Origin of the sequence: Dyella sp. (assembly GCF_035508675.1) — a bacterium.
GTDB lineage: Bacteria > Pseudomonadota > Gammaproteobacteria > Xanthomonadales > Rhodanobacteraceae > Dyella_B.
This window is the reverse complement of sequence record NZ_DATJMN010000184.1, coordinates 1-15,909: the sequence shown is the minus strand read 5'-3', so window position 1 is coordinate 15,909 and position 15,909 is coordinate 1. Positions and strand designations below refer to the sequence as shown.

Below are 15,909 nucleotides of genomic sequence, written 5' to 3'. Positions count from 1 at the left end.
GCCGAGATGCTGGAAATTTGCGGTCCCGTGCAGCCCGATCTGTTCATGCGCGCGCTATGGCAGCTCACTCGCGAAGCCGAAACCTTGCGCGTCAGCGTGATCGAGCATCAGGGCCGCCCGCAGCAGATCGTGCGGCCGGTTTATCACGGCGAGTTTCCGTATCTGGACCTCAGCCACGACGCCAATCCACGCGCGGCCGCGGAAGCATGGATGATGGAAGAGCTCAGCCGTCCCGTCGACCTGGCCAACGATCCATTGTGGGTCAGCGCCTTGTTCAAGGCCGCCGAGGATCGCTATTACTGGTACCAACGCGCACATCACGTGATCTACGACGGCTACAGCGGCGGCATGATCGCGCGGCGGTTGGCGGAGCTCTACACCGCCTACGTGGAAGGGCGCGAGCCTGCGGCTTGCGAGTTCGGATCGTTGCAAGAACTGATCGAAGCCGAGGCGGCGTACCGCGAATCGGATCGGTTGCAGCGCGATCGGGACTACTGGAAGGAAAAACTGGCCGATTTGCCGGATGCCGTGTCACTGTCGCGCCAAGGCCCACACAGCAGCATGGGCGGCTTGCAACGCAGCACGGGTCACTTGTCAGTCGACACGGTGCGGCAACTGCGTGAGCTGGGCAAGCAGACCTCCACCAGCCTGCCGCAACTCTTGATTGCGCTGGTGGCTGCGTACTATCACCGCGCCACCGGCGCGCACGATCTGGTGATCGGCATGCCCGTTTCCGGGCGCATCAATGCAGCCTTGCGTAAAGCGCCGGGCATGGTCGCCAACATCGTGGCCATTCGCCTGAGTTTTACGCCCGCTACCACCCCCGTCGACCTGTTCGCCCAGGTGGCGCAAACGGTGAGGCAGGCACTGCGCCACCAGCAGTATCGCTACGAGGATCTGCGCCGTGACCTGAATCTGATCGGGCAGGGCAAGCACATCGCGTGGCTGGGTGTGAACATCGAGCCGTTCGATTATCAGCTCACGTTTGCCGGTGCTCGCGTGATTTCGCACAACGTGTCGAACGGTTCCGGCGAGGACCTGACCCTGTTTATCTATGATCGCGGCGATGGCAGCGAATTGCGTTTCGACCTCGACGCCAATCCGGTGCTGTACAGCGTCGCGGATCTGGATGAGCACCGCCGGCGTCTGGCCCTGCTGGTGGAGGGCGTATTGCGCGAACCGGATCGCCCGCTTGGCCAGCTCGACATCCTCGGCGCCGAGGAGCGCGGGCGCCTGCTGCATGCATGGAACGACACGGCGGCGCCCATCGCGCCGGAGAGCGTGCCGGCGCTGATCGCGCGGCATGCGCAGACGACGCCCGCTGCAGCGGGCGTGCTGTTTGAGGATCTCGTGGTCACGTACCGTCAACTGCACGAACGCAGCGTGCAGCAGGCGCGGCAACTGATTGCCGATGGCGTGCTGCCCGGCGACGTGGTGGCGGTCATGCTTCCGCGCAGCGAGCAATGGCTGGTGGTGCTGCTGGCGATCATGCGCACCGGCGCAGCGTTCCTGCCGATCGACCCCGACGGCCCGGCGGAACGCATCGCCATGATGCTGAAGGATGCGGCGCCGATTGCCTTGGTCGCCGCGCCCGCGCTATGCGAACGCTTCGGGCTGGGCGGCATGTTGCTGTTGCATCCGGAGGATATCGATATCGAGCTGGATGCGGATGCGGACGAACCGGATCTGTCACAACCCGACGGCACCGCTTACGTGCTCTATACCTCTGGTTCGACCGGCCGGCCCAAGGGCGTGGAAGTCTCGCATCGCAATCTATGCAATCTGTTGCAAGGCATGCGTGCGCAGCTTGCCCTGGCGCCGAGCAACCGCTTTCTGGCCATCGCCACCATGGTGTTCGACATCGCCTTGCTGGAGCGCTTCCTGCCGCTCACCGCGGGCGCAAGCGTGGTGATAGCGGGCAGCGAAACGGTCCGCCAGCCGCCTGCCTTGCTGCGTCTGCTGCAACAGCATCGCGCCACCCACATGTGGGCGACGCCGTCGTTGTGGCGCGTACTGCTGACCAGTGCGGGGGCGCATCTGCAACACCTGCATGTGCTGGTGGGTGGCGAAGCTCTGAGCGCGGAGCTGGCAGCCACGCTGCTGCAGCGCGCAGCGCGCGTGACGCAGCTTTACGGCCCCACCGAAACCACGGTTCTATCCACTGCCATCGAGTTGAAGGAGGTGAATACAACGGCGCCGCCGATTGGACGTCCTATTCTCAATACACGGCTGTATGTGCTCGATCAACATCAGCAGCTCGTGCAGACGGGCGCCATTGGCGAGCTCTACATCGCCGGTGCGGGCGTGGCGAAAGGCTATCTCAACCATCACCAGCTGACGGAGGCAAGGTTTCTGGCTGATCCGTTCGCCCACGATGGTAGCCGCATGTACCGCACCGGCGACCTGGTGTACTGGGACGAGCAGGGCTTGCTGCATTTCGTCGGGCGTGCGGATGGCCAGGTGAAGATCCGCGGCCACCGCGTCGAACTGGGTGAGATCGAATGCCAGCTGGCCCGGCACGCCACCGTGGCCGCCGCTGCGGTGGCGGCCCATCGGGAAGAAGATGGCGGCGTAGTACTGGTCGGCTACGTGGTAATGCGTGAAGGACAGTCGCTGCACGGTGACCCGCTGCGCCGCGACTTGGCTGCGTTCTTGCCGGAATACATGCTCCCCACGCACTTCGTGGCACTGGACGCGCTGCCGCTGACGCCGACCGGCAAACTGGATCGCAAGGCGCTGCCGGCGCCCGTGCGCATGCAGCAGGTGGCGTATGCCGCGCCGAGCACGGAGGTCGAAAAGAAACTGGCCAAGCTGTGGCAGGAAGTGCTGGGCGTGGAACGGGTCGGTTTGCACGACAACTTCTTCCAGCTCGGCGGCGATTCGTTGAGCGCGGCGGAAATGATCGCGCGTTTCCCCGAGTATTTCGGCATGGATCTGCCGCTCGCCAGCCTGTTCGAAGCCTCGACCATCGCCGGCCTTGCCGCGTATCTGCAGCGTGCCGAAAGCAAGAGCGATCCATTGGGCGTGGTGCTGCCGCTGCGCGTGTCGCATCACGAGCGGCCCTTGTTTTGCGTTCATCCGGCGGTGGGATTGGGGTGGGGATATACCGGCTTGTTGCGCCACCTGGACGACAAGCTGCCGGTGTACGGCCTGCAGTCGAACGGATTGCGCGGCGGTGCGACGCTGCCCGGTCATATCGCGCAAATGGCCAGCGACTATCTGGCGCAGATCCGGCGCATCCAGCCGGAAGGTCCGTACCGCTTGCTTGGCTGGTCGCTGGGCGGGTTGATCGCGCACGAGATCACCGCGCAACTGCAAACGCACGGGCAGCGCGTGGAATTTCTCGCCCTGCTCGATGCCTATCCGTTCGTGGTGAACGGCGCCCTGCCGGACACCGATCCAGCGGAGGAAATCAAAGCCATCCTGCGCTTCCTGGGTTTCCATCGCCACGCGCAACATCCGCCGGCCGACCTGCATGCCTTGACCGACTTGCTGTGCAAGGAGTACGGCGTATTCAGCATGCCGCTGGTGCAGGAAATTTCCCGCAGCCATCCGTCCTTGGTCGAGCACGTATCCGCCGTCACGCTCAACAATCTGCGGCTTGCGCGCAAGCACGTGCCGCGTCCGATCGATGCCGACGTCATGTTCTTCCGCGCAGCGCTGAAAGAAGATGTCGACCTGAACGCACAACTGTATGACCGGCCCGAAGCCTGGCATCCGTATGTCGATGGCCGGCTGGACGTGCACGAGATCGCGAGCCATCACCAGGCGATGCTGGACCCTGTAGCCGCCGCACAGATCGGGCGGCTGGTGATGCAGCGGCTGCATGCACTGCCGCCGGCGCGGACTGCACCTGTGCCCGCTGCGCGTAAAGCGTCCGATCATGCGCATGCAGGGAGCATGGCTGCGTATGCCTGAGTCCAGCGCACCCATCGCGATCTTCACCATCGGCACGCAAGGGGATATACGTCCTTGCGTCGCCCTGGGTGTCGGCTTGCAGCGCGCCGGCTATCCGGTGCGTATCGTCACCAGCGACAACTTTGAAGGCATGGTACGCGCGGCGGGCTTGGCGTTTCGTCCGCTGACCGCGAACTTCCAGACGCTACTCGATGCCAATCGCGACATTGTCGAGCAGGGACTGGACATGCGGGCGATGGCACGCATGTCCCGCCAGTTCTACAGCGAATGGGCCACGCGCTGGGCGGCGGAAGGCCTGGCGGCTGCGGAAGGCGCCGGTTTGCTGATCGGCGTCGCCAACAGCACCTTGCTGGCCAAGGCGGTGGCCGAAGCGCGCAACATTCCATTCGTCGGCGCGCAATTGCAACCGCTTACACCCTCGCGACATATGCCGCCGCTGGTGCTGGTCGGTGGACGCAAGCTGCCGCCCGCCCTGAACATGGCGGCGTACAACGTGTTGCGCCTTTTGGTGTGGTACGTGATGAAGCCGGCCATCAACGACATCGTGCGTCCGCAGCTGGGCTTGCCGACATATCCCTGGTACGGGCCGTATTTCCACAACCAGCAGCATCGCGTGCTGTACGGCTTCAGCGAGCACGTGGTGCCGCGGCCGGCGGATTGGCCGGATACCGCGCAGATCACCGGCTACTGGTTTCTCGACCAGCCCGAATGGCGGGCGCCCGATGCCTTGCACGCGTTTATCGATGCGGGCCCCAAGCCGGTCTATATCGGCTTCGGCAGCATGGTGAGCACGGACGCGGAACAGTTCACCGCCATCGTGCGCCAGGCCGTGCGCCGCAGCGGGCAGCGCGCGGTGCTGGCCACCGGCTGGGGTGGCCTGGAGGGAGAAGAAGGCGTGCACGACGAGCAGATTTTTTTCACCCGCAGCGCGCCGCATGATTGGCTGTTTCCGCGCATGGCGGCCGCGGTGCATCACGGCGGCGCCGGCACCACCGCGGCGGCCGTGCGCGCCGGCATTCCCTCGGTGATCATGCCGTTCTACGGCGACCAGCCGTTCTGGGCGCGCTGCCTGCAGCGCGAAGACGTGGCGCCCCCCGCGCTGGATCGCAAGCAGCTGAGCGAGGAAGCGTTGGCGAATGCCATCCACAGCGCGATGCAGGAACCCATGCGTCGAGCCGCCACTACATTGGGCGAACGTGTGCGGGCGGAAGACGGCGTGGGCAGCGCACTGCGTTGCCTGCAAGCCTGGGGCTATCTGGCGCCGATCGCCGATGAACCGGCGATCGAACCGTTGCGCAACGTGGGTTGACGCAGTGGCGCGCATGGCAAGCTTCGGCCTGATTTTTGTGCTCTACCAGCCCACGGCGCAGTTCGTGGGCAATCTCCGCAAGGCGATGGCGCTGTGTCGAGATGTCATCGCGATCGACAATTCGCCAGAACCGGATGCAGCGTTATACGACTCCTTGCGGCGCAACGGCGCCACCGTGGTCGTCAATGGCAATCAAGGTGGATTGGCCGGTGCCTACAACCGCGGCGCCGAGCTGCTGCTGTAGCGTGGTTGCGAGGTGATTTTCCTGCTCGATCAGGACTCGGATATCGATGAGTCGTTCTTCGTCGAGATGATGAAGGCATGCGCGACCCTCGATACCGATACCTTCATCGTGGGCCCCAAGATCTACGAGATCCATCTGCAGCGATGCATGCCGGTGACGCCGCCTGGCTCGCGGTTTCCCAAGCCGTTCCGCATCGATGAAGCAACCGAGGGCCTGTTTCCCACGCTGTTCGTGATCTCGTCCGGCTCGGCCATCTCCGCACAGGCTTACCGCACGTTGGGCGCCTTTCGAGAAGACTATTTCATCGAATCCGTCGACGTTGAATATGGCTTGCGCGCGACCAGCATGGGCGTTCCGGTTTACATGAATACCGCGGTGACGATGCGGCAGACGACCGGCCACATCGAGCGGCACGGCAAGCTATTCGCCACCCACCATGCGGCATGGCGACGCTACTACGGTACGCGCAATGCCGTCCACGCGTTACGGCTCTATCGATCGAAATGGTCGCTGTATTGGCTGAGCGGCCCGTTGGCGATCCACTGGGCGCTGTGCGTGATGCTGTTCGAGCCGCAGAAACTGCGCAAGCTCGTTGCGATCGCTGTCGGCTACGTGGATGGACGACGTGGCGCGTTGGGTACGTTCGAGAGCAGGCATGCGCGGATCGCGGCATTCTGCACGCGGTCCGCGCATGCCGGAAGCAAGGTCGGCCCGTCGAAGTCAGCCCTTCATCGTGCAAGGCTACGGAGGCTGGGATGAAATCTCTGCCTCGTCATTGCACACGAAAGCCGGGATTTCATCCCAGCCTACCTCTCACGCGTCGCGGTTATTTCGGCGCAAACTTCACCAGTACCCGCTGGCCGATGCGCAGCGGTGTCGAAGGCGGCTGATCGAAGGTCAGGATGCATTGCACCGAACGCGTGTTGGCGCGCACCTGCGGATCGTCTTCCAGCGTGCTGGCGCCGAACACGTTGCCGATGCGTAGCACGTGCGCCTTCATCGGCGGCATGCCGCTGCCGCCGTCGTCATCCACTTCCGCGACCATGCCGTCGTGCACCACGCCGACAAATGACTCATTGAGTTCCGCGCGCACGATGCGCGGCGAGTCAGGCAGCATCACGAAGATGGGGCCGGTCGCCGGCGATACCGATGCGCCGGGTTGCACCATGCGCTGCACGATCTGGCCATCCACGGGTGCATGCAGGCTGCGCAGTTGCAACTGGTAACGGGCGCCGGCCACTTTTTGCGCCGCCAGCGCGGCCGTAGCGCGCGCGTTGTTCAATTCGACCTGCGCCTGTTGGGCGGCCTCGCGTGCATCGTCCGCGCTCTGCACGTCGCCGGCACCGGCCTTGGCAGCTTGCTCCAGGCGCGAGGCACGCAGTGCGGCCGACCTGGCGCGTTCTTCGCGGGCACCGATCTGTGCTGCGGCTTGCTGCTGTTCGGCCACGGCCGTATCCAGCGCGAGCTTGGCTGGTTCGAGTTCGAGCTGCGCCAGTAGTTGTCCCTTGTGCACATGCTCACCTTCGTGCACATCGACCTGCGCAATTACGCCTTCGGCGGGCATGGTGAGTTTGAGCAAGCCGCCTTCGATGTCGATGCGCCCGCGCGCGATGGCCGCGTAAGCGGGGGACGCGGCTGCGCTGGGCGCTCCCGGAGCGTCGTCGTGCGAACAGCCGGCCAAGAGCGCTACGGCAAGCAGGGTGAGCGGAAGGCGCAGATCACGCAGGGTCATGCATGGGGTCCTGAAGAACGATGGAGTCCTGAAGAAGAGGCAGCTTGTGGCACGATTCGCCCGTTCACCTTAATCCTCTCCCCGAAGAGGGACGGCAACGGAAGCTGCGGGCGGCACATGGTCGCTCAGAATGCGACCGTCTTCCATCGCCAGCACGCGGTCGGCGTGATGCACCAGACGCGGATCGTGGCTGACGCACAGCACGGTGGTGCCATGCGTGCGGGCGATGCGATGCAGGATGTCGATCACGATCTGCCCGTTGGCGGCATCCAGCGCGCTGGTGGGTTCGTCGGCGAACAGCAATTCGGGACGCTTGGCCAGGGCACGGGCGATGGCGACGCGCTGCTTCTCGCCACCCGACAGTTCCGATGGCAGCAGCCGCATGCGCGGACCCAGACCGACTTCTTCCAGCGATTCCACCGCGCGCTGGCGCACCACGTCCTTGGCCAGACCCATGTAGCTCAGCGGCAGTTCCACCTGTTCCAGCGCGGTAAGCGCGGGGAACAGGTTGAAGCCCTGGAACACGAAACCGGTGTGCTGCAGGCGGAACGATTCCAGCTGGCGCATGCTGAGGCCGCTCAACGCATGGCCGAGCGCACGCACGTCGCCGCCATCGGCCGGCTGCAGGCCGCTCAGGATGGCCAGCAACGTGCTCTTGCCGCAGCCGGAAGGGCCGGAAATCAGCGTGAGCGCGCCGGCATGCACGTCCAGCGTGAGGTCGTGCAGCACGATGCTTTCGATATGGCCGGATACGAAGGTCTTGCGCACGCTGCGCGCCTGCAGCGTGACGGTGTTGGTGGGTGATGTCGAAACTGAGGTGGACATGCTTGGATAGGCTCTTATCTCAGCAGACTCGCCGGATCGGCGCGGCGCAGGCTGCGCACGGAAGCCAGCCCGGACACGATCGCCAGCGCCATGCTCAGCGTGAGGCAGGCCACGGCAGTGAGCGGACGCATCTCCATCGGTACGCTGCGATTGCGTGCAATCACCAGCAGGATCGCCCCGATCACCACGCTGCATAGCAATCCCAACGCGCCGACCCAGAACGCTTGCTCCATCACTACCTTGCGCAGCGAACCGCGGCCGACGCCCAATGCGTTCAAGGTGGCGTATTCGCGGATCGAGCCGATCACCGCGGCGATCAGCGTCTGGCTGGTGATCACCGCGCCGACCAGGAACACGATGCCCGCCAGGAACAGCACACCGGCGCCGGCGCCGGTGTCGAACATCCAGTACAGCTGCGATTCGCGCGCGAATTTTTTGGCCGTCCAAACGGTGTAAGGCCCGAAGGCGGTCGAACCATTCAGGCGCTTTGCCGCGGCATTCGGCCGCACGCCAGGACGCAGCTTGGCGACGAAGTAGGTCATCATGCCCGCGTCTTCCGGCGCCACGTCGAGCACGCGCGCCGTTTCCAGCGAGGCGACGATGTTCACACCGCCCAGTGCACGCAAGCCGCTGCTCACGCCGACGACTTTTACGCGCTGGCCGTTGATGGCGGCGGTGTCGCCGATGGTGACGCCGAGGCTGTCCAGGTCGGCCTTGTCCACGATCACCGCGCCGGGTTCGTTCAAGCGCGCGCGCAATGCCGGGGGCAGGGCGCGCGAGAACATCATGCCATCGGCGCGCGGATCGATGCCGGAAACGAATACCGACACGCCGCCGGTATCGTGTGGGCCGCGCCAGTCGGCATCCACCCAGCGGAACGGTTCCACCTTCACCACGTCCGGGTCCATGCGCAGGCGCATCGCGACGTCTTCGCCAATCGGCCGGCCCAGGTTCACGCTCTGCGTGCCCGGATAACCCGCCCACAGGTCGGCGGAGGAGCCGGTGATGTACACGCTGGCACTACCGAAGATGCCCAGCACCAGCGCTGCCTGCAGCAGTTGCAGCAGGCTGGCGAAACCCACCGCGAGAATCGCCGGCAGAAAACGGCGCCACTCGTAGACCAGGGTCTTGCGTGCCAGCGCCACCATTACTTGGCCCCCTGGTTGCCAAGCTTCTTGTAGTCGGCGGCGACGTCGACCGGCGGCAACGGTGCACCGCCCAGTGCCTTGTACAGCGACACGTAGGCGAGATCGCGTTCGGCGCGCGCGGAGACCACGGCAAGCTGTGCATTCTGTTGGGCGATCACCGCGTCTTGCAGTTCCAGTGTGCTGGAAAGGCCGAGGCTGCGGCGCTTGTCCAGGGCGGTCACGTTGCCATCGAGCGCTTGTGCTGCGTGCTCGGCCAAGGTTTCGCGCGAGTGCGCCTGCCGCAGGTCGCCCATCGCGGTTTCCGTTTCGGCGACGCCTTGCAGCACGGCTTGGCGATAGGCATATACCGCCGCGCGCAATCCATGCCGTTGCGCGCGGGCACGGGCCATGCGCATGCCCCAGTCGAACAGCGGCATGTTGACTACCGGGCCGACCGAGAAGATGCCGTCGCCGGAGCGGATGAAATTGTGATGGCTGAACAGATTCACCGACATGTCCAGCGAGGCGCCCAGCCCGATATGCGGGTAGACATCGGCCTGCGCGATCCCCGCTTCACCGGCCGCGCGCAGCACCTGGGCTTCGGCCGCGGCGATCTCCGGCCGTGTGCGCAACAGGTCGGCCGGCGCATGCGTCATCCGCCAATCGCCCAACTGCGGCTGGGTGCCGCCTTCCAGCCAGGCCGGATCGGGTTCACTTTGGCCGAGCAGCACCGCCAACTGCTGGGCATTCGCATTGATGGCGCGCTGCGGATCGGCCAGCGCCATCTCGGAACGGGCCAGCTCGGCCTTGGCCGAAGCGACGTCGGTGGGTGCGACCAGCTTCAGGTTTGCGCGCACTTCGAGCAGATGCAGCTTTTCGCGGTTCGCATCGCGCACGGCGGTCAGCAATGCCGCCTGCTGCTGGGCGGAGCGCAGCGCAATCCAGCATCGAGCCACTTCGGCCACCAGGGTGACGTAAGCACTCTGCAAGTCTGCGCGGGCCGCGTCGAGATTGCCGGCGGCGAGCCGATGGGTGCTTTTCAATGCACCGAAAAACGGCATTTCCCACAGCGCATCGAAGCCCACGATGAAATAGGAGGCGCTGGCGTCCGGCTCGATCACCTGGTTGGTGTCGAGCGTCAGGTTGGGCAGGAACTTGTCGTCGGTATGCCGGTACAGCGTACGCACCGCGAGCAGCCGCTCGGTGGCGGCCTTGAGGTCCAGGTTGTTGTCCAGCGCGCGTTTCACCAGCGCGTTCAATTCAGGGTCGTTGAAGGCCAGCCACCAGCGGGTGAGGTCCGGTTTTGCTGGGCTCGGGGCGGTCGCTACGGGCGCGTTGCGCCAAGCCTGCGGTACCGGTGGCTGCAGGGCCGGCAAAGAGGCAGCGCAGCCGGCCAGCGCGGTCAGTGCCAGCGCGGCGAGCAGGCTTAGGGCAGGAAGGGCGTGACGCGGTGCGGAATCGTGCACGGGCTGGGGACCGTTATAAAGGCGTGCAATAGCTAAGCATAGCGGCTCGAACCGACATTTGGCTGACAAACCCAGTGTGCCAGGTCTTCCCGGCGTCAGGCCCTAAGACGGCTTGACATGAAAACAAGCCGGAAACCATGGAAAGGCGACCGAAAGGGGTATCTCGCCAAGATGCGTTTCGTCTTGTGTGGGAGTGGGTGCGAGTGGCTGCTTGGAACATCCTGTGCGACTTCGATGGAACCATCTCCGTCGAGGACGTGATCGATTCGCTGCTGGATCGTTTCGGCCGCCCTGGCTGGGAAGCGTTGGAGCAGGACTGGCGCGCCGGGCGCATCGGTTCGCGCGAATGCATGAGCGGCCAGGTGGCCTTGCTTGATGTGGGCCGCGACGACCTGGACGAGCATCTGGATGGCTTGTGGATCGACCACGCGTTTCCCGCTTTCGTGGCGCGCACGGTGCAGCTGGGCACGCCGATGCGCATTGTCAGCGATGGCCTCGACTACGCCATTCATCGAATTCTTGGACGCTACGGTTTGGATAATCTCCCGCTGGCCGCCAACCATCTGGCGCCGGGCGTGCCGCCGCGTCAATGGCAGCTCACTTCGCCGTTCCAGAGCGAAGGTTGCCGCAGTGGTACCTGCAAGTGCGCGTGCGTGGCGCAGGCGCGCGTCGACGGTGGCAAGACGCTGCTGATCGGCGATGGCGCTTCGGATTTCTGTGCGGCCGACCAGGTGGATTTCGTGTTCGCCAAGCATCGTTTGATCGAGCATTGCCGCGCTTCCGGCATTCCGTATGTGCCGATCACCGGTTTCGAGGATGCGCTGGAGCTGCTGCCGCGTCTGCTGGATGGCAGCTTGCTCGAGGAGCATGCGCCGCGGGTGTTGCCGGCGGCGTCCAATTTTTAAGACCTACGGCAGAGCATTCCTGTTCTGCACTTCATGATGTTCGATTCCCTACCTCGTCATTCCGGCTTTCGCCGGAATGACGGCGCGGCAGGCGCGAGCATCCGACAGATTCCTCCAACTTCCCATCTTTCATGAATACCTACGACCCCAACGCCGCCAACTACGTCATCCCCGATGAGCAACTGCTCGCCGACGAAGCCCAATACAGCTCCTTCGGCGACACCGTGCACTACGTCGATCCGCCCAAGATCTTCCGCCACGGCCAGGGCAGCTACATGTACGACACGGCTGGCGTGCCGTTCCTGGATCTGCAGATGTGGTATTCGGCCGTCAACTTCGGCTACGGCAACAAGCGCCTCAACGACACGCTGAAGCATCAGATCGACGTGCTGCCGCAAGTCGCCAGCCAATACCTGCACCAGACGCGCATCGAGCTGGCCAAGACCATCGCCGTCGATGCGCAGAAGAAGTTCGGCTTGAAAGGCCGCGTGCATTTCAACGTAGGCGGCGCGCAGGCGGTGGAAGATTCGCTCAAGCTGGTGCGCAACTACAAGAACGGCAAGAGCCTGATGTTCGCCTTCGAAGGCGGCTATCACGGCCGCACGCTGGGCGCTTCCTCGATCACCTCCAGCTATCGCTATCGCCGCCGCTTCGGCCACTTCGGCGAACGCGCGATGTTCATCCCGTTCCCGTATCCGTTCCGCCGTCCGAAGGGTATGACGCCGGAGGAATATTCCGATCATTGCGTGCGCCAGTTCGCGCGCCTGTTCGAAACCGAATACAACGGCGTGTGGGATCCAAAGGTGAACCAGGCCGAATATGCCGCCTTCTACGTGGAGCCGATCCAGGGCACCGGCGGCTACGTCGTGCCGCCGCGCAATTTCTTCAAGGATCTGAAGAAGGTGCTGGATCAATACGGCATCCTGATGGTCGTGGATGAAATCCAGATGGGTTTCTGGCGCACCGGCAAACTGTGGTCGATCGAGCATTTCGGCGTCACGCCGGACATCATCGTGTTCGGCAAGGCGCTCACCAACGGCTTGAATCCGCTCTCCGGCCTGTGGGCGCGCGAAGAGATGATCAACCCGACCATCTTCCCGCCCGGCTCCACGCATTCCACCTTCAATTCCAACCCGCTCGGTACCTCGCTGGGCCTGGAAGTGATCAAGATGGGCTACGAGCTGGATTACGAAAAAACCGTACCGGAAAAGGGCGCCTACTTCCTGGAAGGTCTGAAGGATCTGCAAAAGCGCCACAAGGAGATCGGCGACGTCGACGGCCTCGGTCTGGCATTGCGCGCCGAGATCTGCACTGACGACGGCTTCACGCCCAACCGGGCACTGTTGGACAAGATGGTCGACATCGGCCTCGCTGGGGATCTCGAACACAACGGCAAGAAGATCGGCCTCGTGCTGGACGTGGGCGGCTGGTACAAGAACGTCATCACGTTCGCGCCGTCGCTCGAAATCAGCTACGAAGAAATCGATCTGGCCATGGTGTTGCTCGACCAGTTGCTGACGAAAGCGAAGAAGGCGATGTAATTCTGCCTTCGTGGCGACACGCCCACTCCCCTCCAGGGAGAGGGCGTGTCGCGATCAAGCCAGTTTTTGCAACACGAACACGAATATTTTTTTGTCGACGTTCCCATGCAGGGGAAGCTGACAACGGCGCTCAGGCGCCGTTTTTTTATGCGTCGGCACGGCGATGTTGGGGTTCGCAAGCTCACCCCAACCTACACCGCCGCGTAGGTTGGCGGTGAGCGTATGCGAACCCCAACATCGCCATGCACGTGCCGCGGCGAGCTTCTCAGGCTTCCGCCGGCCAATCTGTTTTCAGATTTTGTTTTGAATCCGCTCCCCGGACAGCGCACTTCGTTCAAATAGCGCAGCCGGGAAAACCCGCGCGTCCGGCGTCATCGGCGCCTTCGCTTTGCGGGTATTCATCCCACCGTTTTCTTTTCCGCATGGCGTGTTGCGAGAAGAAGATGCGTTGATCGGGAAATGATTCGTTGTTTCGACTTCGATCCGGCCCATTCGCCGCGCCATCCGATACGGCGCGACCCATAGACCACGAAAGAGGTTACAACGTGAATACGATTTACAAAGTTGTTTGGAATGCGGCCAGCGGTAAATATGTCGTGGCCTCGGAATTGGCCAAGGGCTGCAAGAAGACTTCCCGCAAGGCGCTGGTGAGCGCGCTTGCTATCGCGTTTGCCGCATCCGCGCCGTTCGGTGCGGTGTTCGCGGCTGACAGTACTTCTTCGACTGTTTGCATCATGCCGGATGGTCGGTCGGGCACTCTAGATACGGCAGGCGTTTGTACTGTCGAAACCACCAGGTCGACGGGCGGAAGCTCGAGCGGCGGCGACGTAGGCGTTCTGGGTGGCGGCTTTAGCAATGGCGCTGGTATATCCATTCAGCCAACTGGTGGCGCTGGCGCTACAGCGACTGGTCAGGGCGACATCGCCATTGGCAACGTGTCATCAGCTACCGGTGTTCAAACGGGCTTGTTATGGGCTACGGCGGTCGGCGATACAACAGTAGCCAATGCCGCAGATGCTTCGGCTTTTGGTAACCGCGCTCAAGCTACGGCTGCACAAGCCTCCGCGGTGGGCGCCCACGCTGTTGCAAACGGTGCAGGCGCTACAGCAGTTGGAGTCAACTCCCATTCCGCTGGTGCAGCCTCCATCGCTATCGGCGGTTCCGCCACGACGGGGTCGGGCGCGCAAGCCTTGGCATTGCACTCGATTGCGATCGGTGAGGCAAGCATCGCCAACGCAGCAGCGAGTGTTGCTGTCGGTGAAGGCGCCATGTCTTACGGCAGCGGCTCGGTGGTGATGGGCAGCGGTGCGCGGGATAGCACCGTTGGTGGTGGCGCGTTTAATAGCAACGCCGTCGTAATTGGCAATGGCGCCAATGTGACGGGGGCTAGTGATAGTACGGGGGGCGGCATGGCGCTGGGTAATGGCGCTGCGGCGTACGGCACCGGTGTTGCGCTTGGGTCAGGTGCAACGGCATCCGGTAGCAATCTTGTAGCTTTGGGTGCCAACGCAAACGCGACCGCGAGTGGTTCGACTGCGATCGGCGCTAATGCGAGGGTAAACGCAGGCGCAACATTGTCGACTGCAATCGGAAATGGCGCGGTGATTGGCGAGGATGTTTTCAATTCGGTTGCGCTAGGCGCGCAATCGACGACAGATCGCAACAATGCCGTCGCGGTGGGCTCGACTACCACGCAACGCCAGATCGTCAACGTAGCCGCCGGCACGCAGGCCACCGATGCGGTGATTGTCAGCCAGCTTCAGCCGGCCCTTACCGCACTGGGTGCAACACTCGATCCGACTACCGGTCTCGTTACGGCCCCTACCTACACGACCGTCAACGGTGGTACGTCGACAACATTGCAAGGTGCACTGACCGGGCTGGACAACGCCCTGACCACCACTAACACGAATGTTACCCACAACGCCGACGCCATCACCAACATCCAGAGCCAACTGGACGACGGCACGGTGGGCCTGGTGCAACAGAGCGCCAAAGGCGCGAACCTGACGGTAGGGGCTAACACCGACGGCGCGGCCGTGGACTTTACCGGCACGGCCGGCACGCGCACGCTGACCGGCCTGAAAAACGGCGAAGTTTCGGCGGCCAGCCAGGATGCGATAAACGGCTCGCAACTGCACGGTTTATCCGAGAGTGTGGCCGGTGCACTGGGCGGCAACGCCACGGTGAACGCGGATGGTTCCATTACCGCGCCGACCTACACGCTGGCCGATGGCAGCACCGTCACTGGCATCGGCAACATGTTCACCCATATCGACGGCCGCGTGAGCACCAACGAAGGGGCTATTTCTGGCCTGGCCGATCAGCTCAACAGCGGTTCGGTGGGTCTGGTGCAGCAGGCCTCGGCCGGCGCCAACCTTACCGTGGGCGCGGGCACGGGCGGTGCGGCGGTGGATTTCACCGGTACCAACGGTATGCGCATCCTTACCGGCGTGGCCAATGGTGTGGGTGACGACGATGTAGTGACGATGAGCCAGCTGAAGGCGGCCGGCCTGTTAGATCCCTCCGGCGATCCGATGACGGTGATCTCCTACGACGATCACTCGCTGGCTTCGGCCACACTGGGCGGCTCGAACGGCACGCTACTCAACAATGTGGCGGCTGGCCAGATTGCCTCCGGCAGCATGCAGGCGGTCAATGGCGGTCAGCTGTTCGACGTGCAGCAGAGCTTCCAGAGCCAGTACGACTTCCTCAGCAACCAGTACGGCAACCTCAATGACCGCGTTGGTACGATCGAGCAGGGCATTGCCGATGGCGCGATTGGCGGTGGTGGCGGTGTCGATCCGGCCCTGCCGGGCTCGGGTGAGGGCAGCACGCAGAT

The 15,909-nt window shown here is 63.7% G+C and carries 12 protein-coding genes; 7 read left to right on the top strand and 5 right to left on the bottom strand.

Features of this window, described 5'->3' with window-relative positions; all coding sequences use genetic code 11:
- The first annotated feature begins 6 nt into the window (after positions 1 to 6).
- From VMA74_RS09970 to VMA74_RS09955, 4 genes are read left to right on the top strand one after another with little or no spacing between them, the layout of a single operon-like run.
- Positions 7 to 3,918 carry an amino acid adenylation domain-containing protein gene (locus tag VMA74_RS09970; protein WP_325366585.1) on the top strand — a complete coding sequence of 1,304 codons (3,912 nt, stop codon included), beginning with the start codon at positions 7 to 9 and terminating at the stop codon, positions 3,916 to 3,918.
- Positions 3,911 to 5,227, top strand: coding sequence for a glycosyltransferase (locus VMA74_RS09965; protein ID WP_325366583.1), 1,317 nt, complete (start codon positions 3,911 to 3,913; stop codon positions 5,225 to 5,227). The genes VMA74_RS09970 and VMA74_RS09965 overlap by 8 nt, the downstream gene beginning before the upstream one ends.
- A gap of 13 nt (positions 5,228 to 5,240) precedes the next feature.
- Positions 5,241 to 5,471 (top strand): hypothetical protein, encoded by a 231-nt coding sequence (locus tag VMA74_RS09960; RefSeq protein ID WP_325366581.1) that lies wholly within the window; start codon positions 5,241 to 5,243, stop codon positions 5,469 to 5,471.
- Between the two features lie 12 nt (positions 5,472 to 5,483).
- On the top strand, positions 5,484 to 6,230 hold the full coding sequence (locus VMA74_RS09955) for a hypothetical protein (RefSeq protein WP_325366580.1): 747 nt from the start codon (positions 5,484 to 5,486) through the stop codon (positions 6,228 to 6,230).
- A gap of 67 nt (positions 6,231 to 6,297) precedes the next feature.
- Here VMA74_RS09955 and VMA74_RS09950 read toward each other — a convergent pair whose 3' ends face one another.
- From VMA74_RS09950 to VMA74_RS09935, 4 genes are all read right to left on the bottom strand, one after another.
- Entirely contained in the window at positions 6,298 to 7,203 is a 906-nt protein-coding gene (locus tag VMA74_RS09950; RefSeq protein WP_325366578.1) for an efflux RND transporter periplasmic adaptor subunit, read from the bottom strand.
- A gap of 69 nt (positions 7,204 to 7,272) precedes the next feature.
- On the bottom strand, positions 7,273 to 8,028 hold the full coding sequence (locus VMA74_RS09945) for an ABC transporter ATP-binding protein (RefSeq protein ID WP_325366576.1): 756 nt from the start codon (positions 8,026 to 8,028) through the stop codon (positions 7,273 to 7,275).
- Between the two features lie 14 nt (positions 8,029 to 8,042).
- Positions 8,043 to 9,176: an ABC transporter permease gene (locus tag VMA74_RS09940; RefSeq protein WP_325366574.1), complete on the bottom strand. Its 1,134-nt coding sequence runs from the start codon at positions 9,174 to 9,176 to the stop codon at positions 8,043 to 8,045.
- Complete coding sequence (locus VMA74_RS09935) at positions 9,176 to 10,621, bottom strand: efflux transporter outer membrane subunit (RefSeq protein ID WP_325366572.1); 1,446 nt, start codon at positions 10,619 to 10,621, stop codon at positions 9,176 to 9,178. Before VMA74_RS09935 ends, VMA74_RS09940 begins: the two co-directional genes overlap by 1 nt.
- Positions 10,622 to 10,824: 203 nt before the next feature.
- Here VMA74_RS09935 and VMA74_RS09930 point away from each other — a divergent pair, with 203 nt between their 5' ends.
- Positions 10,825 to 11,526, top strand: coding sequence for an HAD-IB family phosphatase (locus VMA74_RS09930; protein ID WP_414649596.1), 702 nt, complete (start codon positions 10,825 to 10,827; stop codon positions 11,524 to 11,526).
- Between the two features lie 131 nt (positions 11,527 to 11,657).
- Positions 11,658 to 13,067, top strand: a complete 1,410-nt coding sequence (locus VMA74_RS09925) for an aspartate aminotransferase family protein (RefSeq protein WP_325366568.1) — start codon at positions 11,658 to 11,660, stop codon at positions 13,065 to 13,067.
- Positions 13,068 to 13,358: 291 nt separating this feature from the next.
- Here the strand turns inward: VMA74_RS09925 and VMA74_RS09920 are convergent, their stop codons facing one another.
- The gene (locus VMA74_RS09920) at positions 13,359 to 13,559 is read right to left on the bottom strand and encodes a hypothetical protein (RefSeq protein ID WP_325366566.1); all 201 of its coding nucleotides are present in this window, start codon (positions 13,557 to 13,559) and stop codon (positions 13,359 to 13,361) included.
- A gap of 53 nt (positions 13,560 to 13,612) precedes the next feature.
- On the opposite strand from VMA74_RS09920, the gene VMA74_RS09915 reads away from it, so the two are divergent.
- The coding region (locus tag VMA74_RS09915; RefSeq protein WP_325366564.1) for an ESPR-type extended signal peptide-containing protein at positions 13,613 to 15,909 on the top strand (2,297 nt) is incomplete at its 3' end.